Origin of the sequence: Streptomyces sp. NPDC007157 (assembly GCF_040634235.1) — a bacterium.
Taxonomy (GTDB): Bacteria; Actinomycetota; Actinomycetes; order Streptomycetales; family Streptomycetaceae; genus Streptomyces.
In genome coordinates this window covers 95318-113307 of sequence record NZ_JBEYFE010000028.1, presented here as the reverse complement: position 1 = coordinate 113307, position 17990 = coordinate 95318, and the positions used below count along the sequence as shown (strand labels likewise).

The 17990-nt window shown below is 70.9% G+C and carries 16 protein-coding genes and 1 riboswitch; of the genes, 4 read left to right on the top strand and 12 right to left on the bottom strand.

What is annotated here, in order from left to right; genetic code table 11:
- Positions 1 to 6: 6 nt before the first annotated feature.
- Positions 7 to 1185 carry a Glu/Leu/Phe/Val dehydrogenase dimerization domain-containing protein gene (locus ABZ642_RS37470; protein ID WP_360493010.1) on the top strand — a complete coding sequence of 393 codons (1179 nt, stop codon included), beginning with the start codon at positions 7 to 9 and terminating at the stop codon, positions 1183 to 1185.
- Between the two features lie 248 nt (positions 1186 to 1433).
- Here the strand turns inward: ABZ642_RS37470 and ABZ642_RS37465 are convergent, their stop codons facing one another.
- The gene (locus tag ABZ642_RS37465; RefSeq protein WP_360493007.1) at positions 1434 to 2036 is read right to left on the bottom strand and encodes an XRE family transcriptional regulator; all 603 of its coding nucleotides are present in this window, start codon (positions 2034 to 2036) and stop codon (positions 1434 to 1436) included.
- Here ABZ642_RS37465 and ABZ642_RS37460 point away from each other — a divergent pair.
- The gene (locus ABZ642_RS37460; RefSeq protein ID WP_360493005.1) at positions 2035 to 2586 is read left to right on the top strand and encodes an N-acetyltransferase family protein; all 552 of its coding nucleotides are present in this window, start codon (positions 2035 to 2037) and stop codon (positions 2584 to 2586) included. The genes ABZ642_RS37465 and ABZ642_RS37460 overlap by 2 nt on opposite strands.
- Positions 2587 to 2595: 9 nt before the next feature.
- Entirely contained in the window at positions 2596 to 3198 is a 603-nt protein-coding gene (locus tag ABZ642_RS37455) for a TetR/AcrR family transcriptional regulator (RefSeq protein ID WP_360493002.1), read from the top strand.
- A gap of 45 nt (positions 3199 to 3243) precedes the next feature.
- Here ABZ642_RS37455 and ABZ642_RS37450 read toward each other — a convergent pair whose 3' ends face one another.
- From ABZ642_RS37450 to ABZ642_RS37440, 3 genes are all read right to left on the bottom strand, one after another.
- A complete protein-coding gene (locus tag ABZ642_RS37450; RefSeq protein WP_360493091.1) occupies positions 3244 to 4029 on the bottom strand; it encodes an SGNH/GDSL hydrolase family protein in 786 nt (261 codons plus the stop codon).
- A 239-nt stretch (positions 4030 to 4268) separates the two neighbouring features.
- Positions 4269 to 5231 carry a peptidoglycan DD-metalloendopeptidase family protein gene (locus ABZ642_RS37445; protein ID WP_360492999.1) on the bottom strand — a complete coding sequence of 321 codons (963 nt, stop codon included), beginning with the start codon at positions 5229 to 5231 and terminating at the stop codon, positions 4269 to 4271.
- A gap of 4 nt (positions 5232 to 5235) precedes the next feature.
- Positions 5236 to 5396, bottom strand: a riboswitch (cyclic di-AMP (ydaO/yuaA leader).
- A 308-nt stretch (positions 5397 to 5704) separates the two neighbouring features.
- Entirely contained in the window at positions 5705 to 7801 is a 2097-nt protein-coding gene (locus tag ABZ642_RS37440; RefSeq protein WP_360493088.1) for an alpha-galactosidase, read from the bottom strand.
- 173 nt (positions 7802 to 7974) lie between these two features.
- Between ABZ642_RS37440 and ABZ642_RS37435 the strand changes: the two genes are divergently transcribed.
- Positions 7975 to 8772: a tyrosine-protein phosphatase gene (locus ABZ642_RS37435; RefSeq protein ID WP_360492995.1), complete on the top strand. Its 798-nt coding sequence runs from the start codon at positions 7975 to 7977 to the stop codon at positions 8770 to 8772.
- Positions 8773 to 8802: 30 nt separating this feature from the next.
- On the opposite strand, the gene ABZ642_RS37430 is transcribed toward ABZ642_RS37435, so the two are convergent.
- From ABZ642_RS37430 to shc, 8 genes are all read right to left on the bottom strand, one after another.
- Complete coding sequence (locus tag ABZ642_RS37430) at positions 8803 to 8925, bottom strand: DUF6126 family protein (protein ID WP_123972047.1); 123 nt, start codon at positions 8923 to 8925, stop codon at positions 8803 to 8805.
- The gene (locus ABZ642_RS37425) at positions 8922 to 9545 is read right to left on the bottom strand and encodes an XRE family transcriptional regulator (protein ID WP_360492992.1); all 624 of its coding nucleotides are present in this window, start codon (positions 9543 to 9545) and stop codon (positions 8922 to 8924) included. Before ABZ642_RS37425 ends, ABZ642_RS37430 begins: the two co-directional genes overlap by 4 nt.
- Before the next feature lie 92 nt (positions 9546 to 9637).
- Positions 9638 to 11023 carry an aspartate aminotransferase family protein gene (locus tag ABZ642_RS37420; RefSeq protein ID WP_360492989.1) on the bottom strand — a complete coding sequence of 462 codons (1386 nt, stop codon included), beginning with the start codon at positions 11021 to 11023 and terminating at the stop codon, positions 9638 to 9640.
- The gene (gene dxs, locus ABZ642_RS37415) at positions 11020 to 13041 is read right to left on the bottom strand and encodes a 1-deoxy-D-xylulose-5-phosphate synthase (protein ID WP_360492986.1); all 2022 of its coding nucleotides are present in this window, start codon (positions 13039 to 13041) and stop codon (positions 11020 to 11022) included. Before dxs ends, ABZ642_RS37420 begins: the two co-directional genes overlap by 4 nt.
- Before the next feature lie 27 nt (positions 13042 to 13068).
- Positions 13069 to 14226 carry a flavodoxin-dependent (E)-4-hydroxy-3-methylbut-2-enyl-diphosphate synthase gene (gene ispG / locus ABZ642_RS37410; RefSeq protein ID WP_360492983.1) on the bottom strand — a complete coding sequence of 386 codons (1158 nt, stop codon included), beginning with the start codon at positions 14224 to 14226 and terminating at the stop codon, positions 13069 to 13071.
- A gap of 4 nt (positions 14227 to 14230) precedes the next feature.
- A complete protein-coding gene (gene hpnH / locus ABZ642_RS37405; RefSeq protein WP_360492980.1) occupies positions 14231 to 15253 on the bottom strand; it encodes an adenosyl-hopene transferase HpnH in 1023 nt (340 codons plus the stop codon).
- A gap of 5 nt (positions 15254 to 15258) precedes the next feature.
- Positions 15259 to 15900, bottom strand: coding sequence for a 1-hydroxy-2-methyl-2-butenyl 4-diphosphate reductase (locus ABZ642_RS37400; RefSeq protein WP_360492977.1), 642 nt, complete (start codon positions 15898 to 15900; stop codon positions 15259 to 15261).
- Positions 15901 to 17892, bottom strand: coding sequence for a squalene--hopene cyclase (gene shc, locus ABZ642_RS37395; RefSeq protein ID WP_360492974.1), 1992 nt, complete (start codon positions 17890 to 17892; stop codon positions 15901 to 15903).
- Between the last annotated feature and the right edge of the window lie 98 nt (positions 17893 to 17990).

Sequence of the window (17990 nt, the reverse complement as noted above, 5' to 3'; positions counted from 1 at the left end):
GCCACTATGGCCGCTCCACTGATGTCTCTCGTCTGGACCGATCACATCACCGGCCGGCAGGGCTTCCTGGTCGTCGACCGGCTGGTGCGGGGCGTGGCGAGCGGCGGTCTGCGGATGCGGCCGGGCTGCACCCTGGAGGAGGTCACCGGGCTGGCGCGCGGCATGACGATGAAGGAGGCCCTGCACTACAACCCCGAGGGCCGCTACATCCCCCTGGGCGGCGCCAAGGGGGGCATCGACTGCGATCCGCAGGACCCGGGGTCCTACCCCCTGCTGGTCCGCTACCTGCGAGCCATGCGGCCGTACGTCGAGAGCTTCTGGACCACCGGCGAGGACCTCGGCCTGACCCAGGACCTGGTGGACCGGGCGGCCGCCGAGGCGGGGCTGGTCTCCTCGATCCAGGCCGTGTATCCGCTGCTGGACGACGAGGCCGCGGCCCGGCGGCGGCTGGCGGACGCCTTCGCCATCGAGGTGGACGGGATCGGCCTCGACGAGCTGGTCGGCGGCTGCGGGGTCGCCGAGTCGGTGCTGACGGCCCTGGACCGGGCCGGGGTGCCGTACCCGGGGACGCGGGTCGCGGTGCAGGGGCTGGGCACGATGGGCGGGGCCACGGCGCGTTTCCTGGCCCGCGCGGGGCTCACGGTGGTGGCCGTCGCCGACGTCAAGGGCACGATCGCCAACCCGGCGGGCCTGGACGTCGAGGCGCTGCTGCGCGCGCGGGACGCGTACGGCACCGTCGACCGCGCGGTGCTGCGCCCGGGCGATCTGGAACTGCCGGGCGACGCCTGGCTGTCCGCCGACGCGGAGGTGCTGGTGCCGGCGGCGGTGTCGTACGCCGTCGACACGGCCAACGAGCACCTGGTCACCGCCCGCTGGATCGTGGAGGCGGCCAATATGCCCGTGCTGCCCGAGGCGGAGGAGCGGCTCGCGGCGCGCGGGGTGACCGTGCTGCCGGACGTGGTGGTCAACTCGGGTACCAACGCCTGGTGGTGGTGGACCCTGTTCGGCGACATCGGCCCGGACACGGACGAGGCGTTCGCGCACACCCGCCGCTCGATGCGGGCCCTGGTGGAGCTGATGCTGGATCGCGCGGAGTCCGACGGCACGACCCCGCGCGCCGCGGCCCACGCCCTGGTGAGCGACCGGCTGCCGGTGATCGCGGAACGGTTCGGCTGGTACCGGTGAGGGGACGGATGCGCAGCGGCGCCCGAGCAGCGGAGCGAGGACCAGCGCGAAGAGCGCGGTGAGGGTGGTGGCGGCCTGGGCGGCGAAGCAGCCGGCGTCCGAAGAGGGCGAGTCCGAGTGCGGTGACGAACGGGCTGTTCAGGCCGGTGGCCGGCACGGGGGTTCCGGCCGTGGCGGCCGGCAGGGCAGTGGTGATCATGGCGGGTGGGCCGTATCGGTCGGTGCGGCGGCCGGTGAGCGCGGCGGGCTCACGGCTGGGTGTCGCGGGTGAGGACGACGGCGTAGCGGCACTCGGCGTCGCCGGCATTGGCGAAGACGCGCTCGGCCGGCGGGCCGAGTTCGACGGTGTCGCCGGCGTCGAGTTCATGGACGGTGTCGCCGTCGTGGAAGGTCAGGCGGCCGTCGAGGACCCAGACGAGCTGCCGTACGAAGGCGAAGGCGGCCGCCGGATAGGGCACCCGGGCCCCGGCGGGCAGGCGGATCTCGGCGATCTCCGCCGGGAACCGCGGTCCGGTGATCTGGCGGCGCCGGTAGCCGGTGCCGGGGTCGCGCCACTCGGCCGCGTCGGCGCCGCGCCGCACTCCCGCGGTGTCGGCCGTGGTGTCCTGCGCGCCTTCGGCGAGGGCCAGCAGGGAGGCGACGCTCAGCTGGAACGCGGCGGACAGCTTGCCGAGGACGACGGCGGTGGGGCTGCTCTCGCCGCGTTCGATCCGGCTGATCATCGCGGGGGAGACACCGGAGGCGTCCGCGAGCTGCGCCAGGGTCCAGCGGCGGCGCTCCCGCTCGGTGCGGACACGGGCCGCGATCCCCGCCGCCAGGGAGTCCGTCGACGGATCTACTATGTTGGACATGAATCCAATATACGAGAGAGACGGGACGGTGCGGATCCGCCCGGCCCGCTCCGCCGACGCGGAGGCCGTACGCGCGATCCGCGACCACGCGGTCGAGCATTCGACGGCCCTGTGGACCGAGACCACGCAGACTCCCGCCGAGGGTGCGGCGTGGCTCGCCGTCCATCTGGCGCGCGGCTCGGCGTTCGTGGCCGAAGTGGCGGGCGAGGTGGCCGGATTCGCGGTGTACGGCCCGTGGCGCGAGCTGGACGGCTACCGGCACACCGTGGAGGACTCCGTCTACGTGCGGGAGGACCGGCACGGGCTCGGCATCGGCTCGGCGCTGCTGGGCGCTCTCATCGCCGCGGCGCGGGAGGCCGGCCACCACGTCATGATCGCCGGCATCGAGGCGGAGAACGCCGCGTCGGTCCGGCTGCACCAGCGGTTCGGCTTCGAGCACGCCGGCACGGTCCGGGAGGTGGGCGTCAAGTTCGGCCGCCGGCTGGACCTCACGCTCATGCGGCTGCCGCTGGACCGGGACGGCAACACGCGCGGGGGTGCGACCGATTAGGGTGACCGCGTGGCGAGAGTGCGGTTGAGCGTGGCCGAGCGGCGGGAGGAACTGCTGCGGGCCGCCATCGAGCAGATCGAGGCGCGGGGCGTGGCGGCGGTACGGATCGCCGATGTCGCCTCGGCGCTCGGCGTGAGCAACGCGCTGGTGCTGTACCACTTCTCGACGAAGGAGAAGCTGGTCGCCGCCGCCTTCGCCTACGCCGCCGAGGACGACCTGGCGCATCTGCGCAAGCTGCTGGGCCGCCGCACGTCGGCGTCGCGCCGGCTGCGGACGGCGGTGCGCTGGTACGCCCCGACCGGGCAGGCCAAGGGCTGGCGGCTGTGGATCGAGGGCTGGGCGGTGGCGCTGCGCGAACCCGCCCTGCGGGGGGTCACCCAGGAGCTGGACCAGCAGTGGAAGGCGGCGATCGCCGAGGTCATCGCCGAAGGGGTGGCCGCCGGTGAGTTCCGGTGCCCCGACCCCACGGCCACGGCACTGCGGCTGACCGCCCTGCTCGACGGGCTCGCCGTCCAGCTCACCTCCTACCCGGGCGCCCTGTCGCGTGTCCGGGCGCAGGAGTGGGTCGACGAGGCGCTGGCGCGCGAACTGGGGCTGCCCGAGGAGCAGTGAGGGGCGGCCCCGTCAGGATGCCGCCCCTCACCCGCTCCCACGGCCTCAAGCCACGGAAGCGATCCGCATCTTGATGTCGTCCGGGGAGAGCGTCCCCTTGGCCGTCACATGGTCGCCCGACGACTCGCCGCGCAGCCGCCGTCCGATCCACGGCACCAGGTACTCACGGGCCCAGTGCACGTCGTCGCGGCGGACCTCCAGGGTGCCGCGGGGCGGCAGCGGCGGCCACGGCTGGTCCGGGTCGGCCGGCACCTCGACGCCGAGCGCCTGACCGGCCCGCAGCGCCACCCGCGTGTGCCCCTCGGGAGACAGGTGCAGCCGGTCGCCGTCCCAGGCCCGCCGGTCCTGCACGGTCTTCAGGGACCACAGGTCGAGAACCGGGCAGCCGTACCGGTCGGCGATGGCCCGGACATGCCCGTTGTAGGTGGCGATCTTGCCGCGCAGATGCTTGAGGACGGGCACGCCCCGGGTGTCGAACCCGGTGGTCACCAGAACCGTGCCGACGGCCTCGGTCAGTTGGGCCACGGCCCGCTCGAACCGCTCGGCCACCTCGTCGGGGTCGGTGCCGGGGCGGATGATGTCGTTGCCGCCCGCGGCGAAGGAGACCAGGTCCGGGGCGAGTTCCAGGGCCTGCGGCACCTGGTCCGCCACGATCTGGTCGAGCAGCTTCCCGCGCACCGCGAGGTTGGTGTACTCGAAGTCGCCCTCGGGCTGCCGGTCCGACAGCAGAACCGCGAACCGGTCCGCCCAGCCGACGAAGGCCCCGTCGGGGCCGGGGTCGCCCACGCCCTCGGTGAAGCTGTCCCCCACCGCCACGTACGACCCGATCACTGATGCCTTGTCACTCTTCGAATCGTCTGCCACATCGGACCATGATTCACCTTCGACTGTGACCTACGCGACCGTAATAAGGGGTTGACGAACGGTGAGATAAGACACGCCTAAATACTCGACCAAGCCAGGAATAACCCTCTGGACAGGGGCGTTGAAGGGTCGATCCCCCGAAGGCCGGACCCGGGGATCGGGGGTCCGGCCTACGGAGTGCGTGTCAGATCAGTGGGGGTTCCGGATCAGCCGACGGTGACGCCCTTGGAGCGGAGGTAGCCGACCGGGTCGATGTCGGAGCCGTAGTCGGGGCTGGTCCGGATCTCGAAGTGGAGGTGCGGGCCGGTCACGTTGCCGGTGGCGCCGGAGAGACCGACCTGCTGGCCCGCGGTCACGGTCTGGCCGACCGAGACGGAGAGCGCGGAGAGGTGGCCGTACTGCGCGTAGTAGCCGTCGGCGAGCCTGATGACGACCTGGTTGCCGTAGGCGCCGCCCCAGCCGGCCGTGACGACCGTGCCCGTGCCGACGGCCTTGACCGGGGTGCCGGTCGGGACGACGAAGTCGACGCCGGTGTGGTAGCCGCTGGACCACATGCTGCCGGCCACGTGGTAGCCGGTGCCGATGGCTCCACCGGTGACAGGAAGGTTGAAACCGGAGGCGGTCGTCGTCGACGTGTCCGAGGAGGAGGCCGCGTTCGAGGACGACGACGAGGAGGGGGCGGAGGACCGCGAGTCGGGCCGCGCGTGGGACCGCGTCCCGGACCGGGAGTCCGAGCTCGGGGTGTCCGTCGTCGCGGCGTGGCGGCCGCCGAGCGTGAGCTTGAGACCGGGGTGGATCAGCGAGGGGTTGTCGCCGACCGCCTGCCGGTTGTCGGCGTAGAGCCGGGGCCAGCCGCCGTCGACGTGGTGGTCGCGGGCGATCTTCGAGAGATAGTCGCCGGGCACCACCGTGTAGACGCGGTGCGTGGAATTCCCGGTGCCGGAATCCTGGACGGCGGTCTTCTGAGCGGCGGCCTTTCGCACGGCGGTCTTCTCGACGGCCGGAAGCGACTGCGTGGTCTTTTCGGAGACGGACTGCGAGGTGGCCGCGTGGGCGCCGGTGGCCCCCATGAGCGGCAGAGCCAGCGCGGCGCCACCGGTTCCGGCGACGGCCATCGAGCGGGTGAAACGCTGGGACTTGGGGCGGCGGTGCTTACCCTTCGCGGGCATGACGCATTCCTCTCCGGCGCCTACGAGGTGAGCTGTCGGGTTCGGGCTGGAGCTGCCCGGCCACGCGGGAAGACGTGGCTACACCCCTAGCCGCCCCGGGAACCGGAACAGGCGGTCATACCTGGTGGGTCCCCCGCTCCTGCCGAGCACGGGTGAGTGTGTGTGGGGACTCCGGGCGGCGGCAGGATTCGGCGTTCCGTCCGGATGCGTGGCGAACGTAAGCGAGTAGGACGCACGTAAACAAGGGGTAGGTTCCGTCTGTCCGAGTTTCGCTTGATCCGTTACGGGAATAACCGGTCACCCTCCGTGAATTCCAGCCTTACGTGCTTTTCTAATCACCTTGAAAAGCACGGGAATTACGTGAACATGACGCGCGACGGACGGTCACGAATATGACGCTCCTCACGCACGTCACACCACGTCCCCTTATTCCAGACCGAGTTGCAATGAAGACACCAATTCGGACAGAAGGCTCAGATGCGACGTAGCCGGAGAACCGTCGCATCCAGGTCGCCGCACAGCTCCGTACGCAGCCCGTGGTGCAGCAGAACGGCACCTCGATGCACTTCGCCCGTTTCGCGGCATTCGTACGATGCGGTCGGGTCGAGTCCGCGCAGCCGCAGGGCCGGCATCGGCTCGCCGTAGCTCTGCGCCTGGAGCCAGGCGAGGACCACGGTCTCGTCGCCGAGCGTGTACTGGACCGCGCTGAGCCCGCCGGTCGGCGGCCGCAGCCGGAACTGGTCGCCGCGCTGCACCAGGGGCCGGATGTCCTTGTAGAGCTCCACCCAGCGGCCGGCCTCGGCCAGCTCCTCCTCGGTCCACTGCGAGAGGTCGCCGCCGACGCCGAGCGCCCCGGCCATGGAGCTGACGAAGCGGAAACGCAAACTGCTGACCCGGCCGTTGAGCTGGTGGTTCGGGCTGTCGGTGACCCAGGCGGACATCACCCGGGCCGGGTGGATCTGGCTGAAGCCGTGCTGGATGGCGAGCCGGTCCAGCGGGTCGGTGTTGTCGGAGGTCCACACCTCGTCGGTACGGCTCATGATGCCGAGGTCGATCCGGCCGCCACCGCCGGAGCAGGACTCGATGGCGACGTTCGGGTGGGCCGCCCGGATCCGGTCGAGCAGGGCGTACAGCCCGCGGACATGGTCGACCCACAGGCGCTGCGGGTAGGGCTCACCGGGCCAGCCCGCGTCGGTGAAGCAGCGGTTGAAGTCCCACTTGACGTAGTCGATCGGGGCGCTGGACAGCAGGGTGTCGAGCTGCTCCCAGAGGTACTCCTGGACGTCCTCGCGGGCGAGGTTGAGGACGAGCTGATTTCGGAGTTCCGTCCGCTTTCGCCCCTTCTGGTACTGCACCCAGTCGGGGTGCGCGCGGTACAGGTCGCTGTCCGCGTTGACCATCTCGGGCTCGACCCAGATGCCGAACTGCATGCCGAGAGCGTGCACGTATTCAGCGAGGGGCTTGAGGCCCTTGGGGAAGCGGTCCGGGTTGGGCGTCCAGTCGCCGAGGCCCGCGCGGTCGCTGGTGCGGGCACCGAACCAGCCGTCGTCGACCACGAACAGCTCGACGCCGATCGCGGCGGCCCGGCGGGCGAGGGTGGCCTGCTGCTCCTCGGAGATGTCGAAGGTGGTGGCCTCCCAGGAGTTGAACAGCACCGGCCGGTCCCGGTCGGCGTCGGGGATGACGTACGCCCGCTGGTAGGCGTGCCAGGCCCGGCTGGCCCCGCCGAAGCCGCCGTCGGTCCACAGGCCCGCGAAGACCGGGCTGGTGTACGACTCGCCCGCGGCCAGCATCAGCAGGCCCGAGTCGTCGTAGCCGGCCCCACCGGTGATCTGCACGCGCGCGTCGGGGAGTTGGGCGACGGCGATCCGCCAGGAGCCGGACCAGCCGAGGGCGCAGCCCCAGACCTCGCCGCGCTCCTCGGTGGCGTCGGTGTCGAGGGCGACCCAGGGCAGGTGCTGGTGGCTGGTGTGGCCGCGGCGGCTGCCGATGACCTTCTCGCCGTAGGTGAGCGGCGCGCTGGTGAGGCGGGACTCGGCGGCCCAGCGGCCGTGCAGCTGGGAGAGCCGCCAGCCCTCGCGGTCCGGGAGCGTCCAGGCGGCGGGGTCGGCACGCAGCAGCTCCAGGCGCGCGTCTCCCTGGTTGTCGACGGTCACCCAGCGCTCGACGACGTCGCCGCGCATCCGGTAGTGCAGGGTGATGAGGATCCCGTCGTCCCGGAAACGCAGGCGGAGCCCCGCACCGTCCGCGGTCTCCCCGGCGCCGCCGTCCGTCTCGTACGACTCGAAGGTCCACTCGGTGCCGCGGCGCTCCTCGGTGCGCACGGACAGCGCGGGGCGGACGAAACGGGGACCGCCCTCGACTGGGTACTCCTCACGGCCGTCCAGCGGGGACTCGAACGCCCAGTAGCCGGGCAGCGCCCGGGTGCTGAGCTCCTCGGCGTCGGCGAGCCCGATCTTCGGGCCCCAGTGGAGGTGGAGCAGTTCGTCGTCCTCCGTGAGGTGCAGCGCGTAGCTGCTGCCCGGGCCCGACAGGAGCCAGGTACGACCGTTTTCGGCGATGTCCACCACGAGAAACCTCACACAGGTGCCAACAGATCCGCTCAAGCACCAACATCATCAAGGGCGCAGGGCCCGGTGGCAACGCCTGTGGACAACTCATTGCCCGTGGAAACCGATGTCGTATGGTCGATCCAGTGCCCGTCGACGAGCAGCGCCGACGGGGCCGACCGGGAGGAGCCCCCGTGACGCAGCAGGTCCCGTCGACCGAGCCCGAGCTGGCCGGTGTGCGCAACTTCCGCGACGTGGGCGGCCTGCCGACCGCGGACGGGCGCCGGGTCCGGCACGGTGTGCTGTTCCGCAGCGGGCATCTGGCGCACGCGACGGAGCAGGACGCGGAGTTCCTCGCCTCCCTCGGCCTGCACACGATCTTCGACTTCCGCAACGCGGCCGACCAGAAGCTGGAGGGCCCGGACGTCGAGCTGCCCGGCGTGCGGAACGTGAACCTGCCGCTGACCGACCCGGCACACGGCGCCGAGTTCTGGACGATGGTCCGCGAGGGCGACATCGAGCAGCTGCGCGGCCTCCTGGGCGACGGCAAGGCCGCGAACCGGATGGTCAGCTCGTACCGCACGATCGTCAGGGAACGCACCGACGAGCACTCGCGCGTGCTGCACGGTCTCGCCGAGGACAGCGTCCCGGCGCTGATGCACTGCGCGGCCGGCAAGGACCGGGCGGGCGTCTCCATAGCCGTGACGCTCCTGGCGGTGGGCGTGGAGCGGGACGCGATCCTCGCCGACTACCTGGAGTCCAACGCCAAGCACCGCCGCTACAAGGTGCGGCGCAGCGGCGGCGGTGACAGCGCGTACGGCCCCGAGGTGATGGAGCTGCTGAGCCCGCTCTTCGAGGCCCGCGCGGAGTATCTGACGGCGGCCTTCGAGAGCATCGAGGAGACGTGGGGTGACGTCGACACGTACCTGGAGCAGGGCCTGAAGCTCACCCCGGAGACCCGCGAGCGGCTGCGCGGGCGCCTCCTCGACTGAGGCCGGGCGGCCGGGCGGAGACGGGAGCGCTCAGCCCTTGCCGCCGACGGCGAACAGCAGATAGAGGAACGCGGCGAAGACGTGCCCGACGGCGATGTAGATGATCAGCCGGACCCACAGGGCCCGGGGGAACTTCTCCTCGATGTTGCTCATGGCAGCTCTCCGGTGATCGGCCCCAGGCACAGCGCGGCCAGGGGACTCTGCAGCAGGGTGTGGACGAACAGCAGCTCGACCCCGTCGTGGTCCTCGGCGGCGAGGCGGTGCGGGGTGAGCGAGTCGAAGTGGGCACTGTCGCCGGGCGCGAGGACATGGGTGGTGTCACCGAGGCGCAGCCGGAGCCTCCCGTGCAGGACGTACAGCCACTCCTCGCCGGGATGCACCCGCACGATGTCGCCCTGGGTGCCGTACGGCACCCGGACGCGCAGCGCCTGCATGCCGCGGCCGGACGCCCCGGCCTGCCAGTACGTCCAGCCGCCCGCCCCGGTCGGCTCCATGTCCGAGGTCCGCACGATCGCGTCCTTGTCGGCGACCGTCTCGCCGAGCAGCTCGGAGACCGTCGTACCGTAGACACGGGCGAGCGAGAGCAGCATCGGCAGCGAGGGCTGCCGCTGCCCGGTCTCCAGCCGGGAGAGGTGAGCCGGCGACAGCCCGGCGTCCCGGGCCGCGGCCTCCAGGGTGAGGCCGGCGCGGCGGCGCAGGGAGCGCAGCTGCGGGGCGACGGCGGGCAGGTCGTCGCCGGGACCGGCGGGAGGCGCCGGGTCTGAGGCGTTCATGCTTCTATTGAGCCGGATTATTGCCTCAGCGGCAATTTTCTTGCCTCAGAGACAAAAAACGGGGGCCGCCCGCAGGCGACCCCCGCTCAGTGTCAGCGGTTGGCCACCGCCTGCTTGATGAGGGTCTTGCCGAAGTCCCACATCAGGCCGCCGCCGCTGTGCGCGTCGTCCATCACGTCCGTGAAGGCGGCCACGAAGCGGTCCACGTCCGTCTCGTCGACGATCAGCGGCGGGATGAGCTTGATGACCTCCAGATGGTCGCCGGAGACCTGGGTGAGGATCCGGTGCCGTTGCAGCAGCGGTACGACGACCATCTGCGCGAACAGGCCCTTGCGGGCGGCCTGGAGCATGGTCCAGCGGCTGCGGAGCTTGAGCGAGCTGGGCCTGCCGAACTCGATGCCGATCATCAGGCCCCGGCCGCGTACGTCGGCGAGCAGCTCGTACTTGTCGATCAGTTCGGTGAGCCGCGACTTGAGCCGCTCCCCCACGACCCGCGCGCCCGCGACGACCTGTTCGTTCTCCATGACGGAGAGAACGGCGAGGCCGGCCGCCATCGCCTGGGCGTTGGCGCCGAAGCTCGCCGAGTGGACCAGGACCCGGTCCATGGACGAGTAGACCTTCTTGAAGATCCAGTCCTTGCCGAGGGTCGCGCCCACCGGGACGTAACCGCCGGACAGCGCCTTGGCCACGCACACCAGGTCCGGCTCGACGCCGTCCTCGTGCTGATAGGCGTAGAAGTCGCCGGTGCGGCCGAGGCCGGTCTGCACCTCGTCGGCGATCAGCAGCGCCTTGTGCCTGTGCAGCAGCTCCTGGGCGCCGCGCAGGTAGCCGGGCGGCGCCTCGTGCACGCCCTTGCCCTGGATCGGCTCGACGATCAGGGCGGCGACGTCGCCCTTCTTCAACTCACGTGCCAGGGCGTCGAGATCACCGAGGGGCACGGCCGTGTCGGGCAGCAGTGGGGCGAAGCCGTCCCGGAAGCCGTCCTCGCCGTTGACCGACAGCGAGCCGGTGGTCAGGCCGTGGAAGGCATGGTCGCAGTAGAGGACGCGGGGTCTGCCGGTGGCGAAGCGGGCGAACTTCAGCGCCGTCTCGACCGCCTCGGTGCCGCTGTTGCCGAAGAACACCCGGTCCAGGTGCGGACTGTGGGCGAGCAGCCGCTCGGCGAGCAGTCCGGGCAGCGGCTGGCAGTCGAAGCGGGTGAGGTCGGCCAGCTGCGCGTCCAGGACGTCGTGCAGCGCCTTGCGGACGACGGGGTGGTGGCGGCCCAGGCCCATCACCCCGAACCCGGCGAGCATGTCCAGGTAGTCGTTGCCGTCCTCGTCCCAGAAATGGGCGCCCTCGGCCCGCTCGTAGACCTTGTCGAAGCCGATGGTGTGCAGCATGCGCGGGAGCTGGTGGTTGAGGTACCTGCTGTGCAGCTCGTACCGCTCGGCTCCGCGCTCGGCCAGCAAGGCGCCAAGGTCGAACTCCTTACTCATTGCCTCTCCTTGTCAACGCCCTCGGCATCAGCGCCCCTCAGGGGCGCGGGGCGCATCGATTTGCGGCTACCGCCGCGGGGCGCGACCAGTCCGGACGGCGCCGCACCCGCCGCACGACCCCCCGCGGCACCCCCGTAGGCACCCTCGGCCCCCCGCCCCGCGAGGCTCGCTCCGATGCGCCCCGCGATCTCCACCGGCGTCAGCCCGATGTCGGCCAGCACCTCCCCCCGCTTCGCATGCGCCAGAAACTGCTCCGGAATCCCGAACCGCCGTACCGGTACGTCCACTTCCGCGTCTCCGAGCGCGAGCGCGACCGCCGCGCCGACGCCGGCCGCCCGGCTGTTGTCCTCGACGACGGCCACCAGTTCGTGCTGGGCCGCCAGGACCGGCAGCGCGGGGTCCACGGGCTTGACCCAACGGGGGTCCACGACCGTGCAGTCGATGCCCCGGGCGGCCAGCAGCTCCGCGGCCTGGAGACAGACCGGCGCCATCACACCGACCGCGACCAGCAGCACCTGGGCGTCCGCACCACGGTGCAGCACGTCCAGCCCGCCGATCCGGTCGACCGCCGGGATCTCCGGACCCACCGACTCCTTCGGGAACCGCACCAGCGTGGGCGCGTCGTCCACGGCGACCGCCTCCCGCAACTGGAGGCGCAGCTGCTCGGCGTCGCGCGGGGCGGCGATCCGCAGGCCGGGGACCACCTGGAGCACGGACATGTCCCACATCCCGTTGTGGGAGGCACCGTCGACTCCGGTGACACCCGCCCGGTCCAGGACGAACGTCACCCCGCAGCGGTGCAGCGCCACGTCCATCAGCACCTGGTCGAAGGCACGGTTCAGGAACGTGGCGTAGACGGCGACGACCGGGTGCAGTCCGCCGGTCGCGAGACCCGCCGCCGAGACCGCGGCGTGCTGCTCGGCGATGCCCACGTCCCAGACCCGGTCGGGGAAGCGCGCGGCGAACCTGCCGAGGCCGACCGGGTGCAGCATGGCCGCGGTGATCGCCACGACGTCGTCGCGCTCCTCGCCGATCCGGACGATCTCGTCGCCGAACACCGAGGTCCAGGAGGGCCCGTTGGACGGCGCGAGCGGCTCGCAGGTGAGCGGGTCCATCACGCCGACGGTGTGGAAGTGGTCCTCCTCGTGGGCGAGGGCGGGTTCGTAGCCGCGCCCCTTCTCCGTGAGGCAGTGCACGAGCACCGGCCCGTGGAAGCGCTTCGCGCGTCTGAGCGCCGACTCGACCGCCCTGATGTCGTGGCCGTCGATCGGGCCGACGTACTTGAGGCCCAGGTCCTCGAACATGCCCTGCGGGGCGAAGGCGTCCTTGAAGCCCTTCTTGGCGCCGTGCAGGGACTCGTAGACGGTGTTGCCGACGAGCGGGGTGCGCAGCAGTACGTCCTTGCCCCAGGCCAGCATCTTCTCGTAGCCGTCGGTGGTGCGCAGCGTGGCCAGATGGTTGGCGAGCCCGCCGATGGTGGGGGCGTACGACCGCTCGTTGTCGTTGACGACGATGATCAGCGGCCGGTCCTTGGCGGCCGCGATGTTGTTGAGCGCCTCCCAGGCCATCCCGCCGGTCAGCGCGCCGTCGCCGATCACCGCGACGACATGGCCCTTCTCCCCCTGCACCTGGCGGGCCTTGGCCAGGCCGTCGGCCCAGCCGAGCGCGGTGGAGGCGTGGCTGTTCTCGATGATGTCGTGCTCGGACTCCTCGCGCGAGGGGTATCCGGACAGGCCGCCCTTGCCGCGCAGCTTGGAGAAGTCCTGACGGCCGGTCAGCAGCTTGTGCACATAACTCTGGTGACCGGTGTCCCAGAGGATGCGATCGACCGGGGACTCGAAGACCCGGTGCAGTGCGACGGTCAGTTCCACGACACCCAGGTTGGGGCCGAGGTGACCGCCGGTCCTGGCGACCGCGTGCACCAGGAACTCGCGTATTTCTTCGGACAGTTCACGAAGCTTCGCCTCGGACAGCGCCTTCAGGTCGCGTGGTCCCCGGATGGTCTCCAGAATCGTCACGCTCGGCCCCCTCTCGGTCCGTGCTGTTCAGCTCACGGTGACGGCGGGTGTTCCGGACCCGGCGCCGTCCTGCTCCATCTGTTCGGCGATCTTCATCGCCTCCTCGATGAGGGTCTCCACGATCTTCGACTCGGGGACGGTCTTGATGACCTCGCCCTTGACGAAGATCTGGCCCTTGCCGTTGCCGGAGGCGACGCCCAGGTCGGCCTCCCGTGCCTCGCCGGGACCGTTGACCACACATCCCATGACGGCGACGCGCAGCGGCACCTCCATGCCCTCCAGGCCGGCCGTCACCTCGTCGGCCAGCTTGTAGACGTCGACCTGGGCACGCCCGCAGGACGGGCAGGAGACGATCTCCAGGCGCCGCTGCCGGAGGTTCAGGGACTCCAGGATCTGGATGCCGACCTTGACCTCCTCGGCGGGCGGCGCGGACAGCGACACCCGGATGGTGTCGCCGATGCCCTGGGAGAGCAGCGCGCCGAAGGCCACCGCCGACTTGATCGTGCCCTGGAAGGCCGGGCCGGCCTCCGTGACGCCGAGGTGGAGCGGGTAGTCGCACTGGGCGGCGAGCTGCCGGTAGGCCTCGATCATCACGACCGGGTCGTTGTGCTTGACGGAGATCTTGATGTCCCGGAAGTCGTGCTCCTCGAAGAGCGAGGCCTCCCAGAGAGCGCTCTCCACCAGCGCCTCCGGGGTGGCCTTGCCGTACTTCTCGAGGAGCCGTCGGTCCAGCGAGCCGGCGTTGACCCCGATCCGGATCGGTGTGCCGTGGTCCTTCGCGGCCCGCGCGATCTCCCGCACCTTGTCGTCGAACTGCTTGATGTTGCCGGGATTGACGCGGACGGCGGCACAGCCGGCCTCGATCGCCGCGAACACGTACTTCGGCTGGAAGTGGATGTCCGCGATCACCGGGATCTGGGACTTCCGCGCGATCGTCGCCAGGGCGTCCGCGTCGTCCTGCGTGGGGCAGGCGACGCGGACGATCTGGCAGCCGGACGCGGTGAGTTCGGCGATCTGCTGGAGGGTCGCGCCGATGTCCGACGTACGGGTCGTGGTCATCGACTGCACCGACACCGGGGCACCGCCCCCGACGGCCACCGGTCCGACGTGGATCTGCCGCGACACGCGCCGCTCGGCGACCGGCCGGGCCGGGACCTCGGGGAGGCCCAGGGAGATGGCGGTCATGCGGTCACTCCCGGTTTCCGGTGACCGTCTCGCGCATGGCGCGCAGCGACTCCTTCAGGGACCCCATGGTGGCGAGGACGGCGGTGGGCTCGTAGCCGCAGTGCGCCATGCAGTTGGCGCAGCGCGGGTCCTTGCCGCGACCGTACTTGTCCCAGTCGGTCTCCTCGATGAGTTCGCGGTACGTCGGCACGTACCCGTCGCTCATCAGGTAGCAGGGGCGCTGCCAGCCGAAGAGCGAGTAGTTCGGGATCGCCCACGCCGTGCACGGGAAGTCGACCTTGCCCTCCAGGAAGTCCAGGAAGAGCGGGGAGTGGTTGAGCCGCCACCTGCGCCGGTTGCCGCCCGCGAAGGCCTTCTTGAACAGCTCGCGGGTCTGTGCCACGCCGAGGAAGTGCTCCTGGTCGGGGGCCTTCTCGTAGGCGTAGGCGGGCGAGATCATCATCTCGTCGACCTTGAGGTCGTCGTTGAGGAAGTTGAGCACCTCGATGATGGTCTGCGGGGTGTCGGTGTTGAAGAAGGTCGAGTTGGTGGTCACCCGGAAGCCGCGCCGCTTGGCCTCCTTTATGGCCGCCACCGCCTCGTCGAACACGCCCTCCTTCGCCACGGACTCGTCGTGCCGCTCACGCAGCCCGTCGATGTGCACCGCGAAGGCGAAGTAGGGAGAGGGCGTGAACTTGTCCATCTTCTTGCGCAGCAGCATGGCGTTGGTGCAGAGGAAGACGTACTTCTTCTTCGCCACCAACTGGCGCACGATCTCGTCGATCTGAGGGTGCATCAGGGGTTCGCCGCCCGCGATGGACACCATCGGCGCACCGGACTCCAACACCGCCCCGACGGCCTGCGCGACCGGCATGCGCTGCTTGAGCACACCTGCCGGGTGCTGGATCTTGCCGCAGCCCTCGCACTTCAGGTTGCATGCGAAGAGGGGTTCCAGCTCCACGATCAGTGGGAACTTGTCCCGCTTGCGGAGCTTCTGTTCAGCCAAGTAAGTCGCGACCTTGATGGACTGGCGCAGCGGCATGGCCATCTGGCTCACCTCCGGGGGAGCAACAAAGAACGGTGCCATTCGAAGAAAGCTGGAAGAACGGATCGAAGAACGCGGAAAGCCGATATTCCACCGCGCACCGTGCCGATCCGGACGAGTTCATGTTCAGGAGCGTCCACGACCACCCTGACGGCCGCAACCGGGCGTTCGCCCGCGCGCACGGCGCTCAGGAGCGTGGCCGCCGACTCCATGTCGACCGCGATTGCGCCGGTCGCGAGCAGGTCGGACCGTTCGTGACCGCGGACGACGTGATCGGAACCGGTGACGGGGCCGGTGTGGACGGTGCGGCCGGGTACGGTCCGCACGAGTTCTTTCACGAGGAGTTCGGTGCCGACGCAGGGGACACTGCCGCGCGGGTCCCGGGTCTCCTCGGCGACGACCAGGTCGCCGGGGTGCATCCCGGGGGCCAGTCCCGCGCAGAAGCCGGTGGCCAGCACGGCGGCACCGGCGAGCGACGGGTCGGCCAGGACCCGGGTGACGGACCGTTCCGCCGCCCTGGGACCCATGCCGGTGCGCAGCACGGTGACCGGCCCGCCCGCGCCGCCGCGTTCGCCGGCGCGCAGGGCCAAGTGCTCGATGCCGAGCGCGCAGGCGATCAGCAACGGAGCCGGAGCGGGCGTGGTATTCATTCAGCTCCTCTCGGCCTCGGGCATGGGCTCGCCGTGGAGGTACCGGCCGAGCGCGGTGAGTGGGAAGACCTGCCGGTAGAGGTGGTAGTTGATGGAGAAGTCCCAGGGGAAGCCGGTGCCGGTGAAGTAGGGCTCGTCCCAGGAGCCGTCCTCCTGCTGGGTCTCGGCCAGCCACCGCACGCCCCGCTCGACGGCCTTGGCGTCCTTCTCCCCCGCCGCGAGCAGCGCCATCAGCGCCCACGCGGTCTGGGAGGCGGTGGAGGCGCCGCGCCCGCTCCATTCGTCGGCGTACTTGTAGGAGCGCAGGTCCTCGCCCCAGCCGCCGTCCTCGTTCTGGACCTGCTCCAGCCAGGTCACCGCGCGTCTGATCGCCGGGTGCGAGGCGGGCAGCCCGGACGCGGTCAGCGCGGGCACCACGGAGCCGGTGCCGTAGACGTAGTTGACACCCCAGCGCCCGAACCACGAGCCGTCCGGCTCCTGTTCGGCCAGCAGCCACTCGATGCCGCGCCGGGTGCGCGGGTCGTGGGCCATGCCCTCGAAGGCGAGCATCTCCACGACGTGCGCGGTGACGTCGGCCGAGGGCGGGTCGATGACCTCGCCGAAGTCGCAGAACGGCAGCCGGTTGGGGAACGGGCTGGTGTTGTCGACGTCGAAGGCGCCCCAGGCGCCGTTCTTCGACTGCATGCCGAGGTTCCAGCGCACCCCGCGTCCGATGGCCTTCTCCATCCGCTCCGGGTCGTGGTGCTTGACCCGGCGCAGCGCGAGGACGACCTCGGCGGTGTCGTCGATGTCGGGGTAGTTGTCGTTGTGGAACTCGAACGCCCAGCCGCCCGGCGGGAGCTGGGGGCGTTTCACGGCCCAGTCGCCGGGCCGCACGATCTGCTCGCCGAGCATCCAGTCGGCGGCCTTGACCAGTTGCGGATGGTCGGCGGGCAGGCCGGCGTCGGCGAGGGCGATGGCGGCCAGACAGGTGTCCCACACCGGGGACTGGCAGGCCTCGATCATCCGGGCGCCGTCCTCGCGCCACACGGCGTAACGATCCAGCGACTCAAGGCCCGCGCGCATCACGGGGTGTTCGAGGTCGTAGCCGAGCAGGTACAGGGCGATCACCGAGTACACGGCCGGCGGCTGGATGCCGCCCCAGGCGCCGTCGTTCTCCTGGCGTTCGACGATCCAGCGGCCGGCGGAGTTCAGGGCGGAGCCGCGCAGCCGGCGCAGCGCGACCTTGCGGTAGCCGCGGACAACCTTGTCGAGCCGTTGGAAGACGCCCTCCCAACTGGCCACCGGGGCAAGCGGCTGCGGCGGGTTGGGGGCGGCCGGGTCGGTGTGGAGCTCGTCCAGCGGGAAGGGTGCGGGGCGCACCGGGCGTTTGGCCGAGACGACGGTGAGCGGCACGATGGTCTGCCGGGCCCACTGGCCGAAGTTGTAGATGCTGAGCGGGAACCACTTGGGGAAGTACAGGAGCTCCGGCGGGAGTTCGGGCAGGTCCTCCCACTTCCACCAGCCGAACAGGGCCAGCCAGATCCGGGTGAAGACCCGGGCGGCGGCGATCCCGCCGCGCTCGCGGATCCAGGCCGACGCCTTCGCCATGTGGGGCGCGTCGGGAGCGTCCCCGGCCAGCCGCAGGGCGACGTACGCCTCGATGGTGGTGGAGAGTTCGCCCGGACCGCCGTAGAAGGTGGCCCAGGTGCCGTCCTCGCGCTGCTCGCCGCGGATGAAGAGCGCGGCGCCGGCCGTCGTGGACTCGTCCCGGATACCGAGGAACTGACGGAGCAGCAGGTCCTCGGCGTCCATGGTGACATTGGTCTCCAGGTCACCTTTCCACCAGCCCTGCGCGTCCTGCCGGGCGAGCAGATGGTCGGTGGCACGCCTCACGGCGCGTTCGGCGGCTTCTTGTACCCCGGCCGCCGCAGGGGTGGTGAGGTCGGTGCTGGCCGAGGCAGCGCGGGGCGGCAGGGTGGCCCCGGTACTTCCGTCGGTCGTCGCTGTCATGGCTTCCCCTTCGTGCAGTCGTACGAAATCGTTCTGCTGTGGGTCCGCCGTCGGCCGGTGCTGGTTGCGCGCTCGCACCGGCCGGCGACTACGCGAGG

What these genes read in the sequence shown, in the direction of transcription:
- ispG (WP_360492983.1), bottom strand. Translation starts at nt 14,226, where the DNA reads ATGACCGCCATCTCCCTGGGCCTCCCCGAGGTCCCGGCCCGGCCGGTC.
- ABZ642_RS37425 (WP_360492992.1), bottom strand. Translation starts at nt 9,545, where the DNA reads ATGAACGCCTCAGACCCGGCGCCTCCCGCCGGTCCCGGCGACGACCTG.
- ABZ642_RS37400 (WP_360492977.1), bottom strand. Translation starts at nt 15,900, where the DNA reads ATGAATACCACGCCCGCTCCGGCTCCGTTGCTGATCGCCTGCGCGCTC.
- ABZ642_RS37465 (WP_360493007.1), bottom strand. Translation starts at nt 2,036, where the DNA reads ATGTCCAACATAGTAGATCCGTCGACGGACTCCCTGGCGGCGGGGATC.
- ABZ642_RS37430 (WP_123972047.1), bottom strand. Translation starts at nt 8,925, where the DNA reads ATGAGCAACATCGAGGAGAAGTTCCCCCGGGCCCTGTGGGTCCGGCTG.
- ABZ642_RS37470 (WP_360493010.1), top strand. Translation starts at nt 7, where the DNA reads ATGGCCGCTCCACTGATGTCTCTCGTCTGGACCGATCACATCACCGGC.
- shc (WP_360492974.1), bottom strand. Translation starts at nt 17,892, where the DNA reads ATGACAGCGACGACCGACGGAAGTACCGGGGCCACCCTGCCGCCCCGC.
- ABZ642_RS37420 (WP_360492989.1), bottom strand. Translation starts at nt 11,023, where the DNA reads ATGAGTAAGGAGTTCGACCTTGGCGCCTTGCTGGCCGAGCGCGGAGCC.
- hpnH (WP_360492980.1), bottom strand. Translation starts at nt 15,253, where the DNA reads ATGGCCATGCCGCTGCGCCAGTCCATCAAGGTCGCGACTTACTTGGCT.
- ABZ642_RS37460 (WP_360493005.1), top strand. Translation starts at nt 2,035, where the DNA reads ATGAATCCAATATACGAGAGAGACGGGACGGTGCGGATCCGCCCGGCC.
- ABZ642_RS37445 (WP_360492999.1), bottom strand. Translation starts at nt 5,231, where the DNA reads ATGCCCGCGAAGGGTAAGCACCGCCGCCCCAAGTCCCAGCGTTTCACC.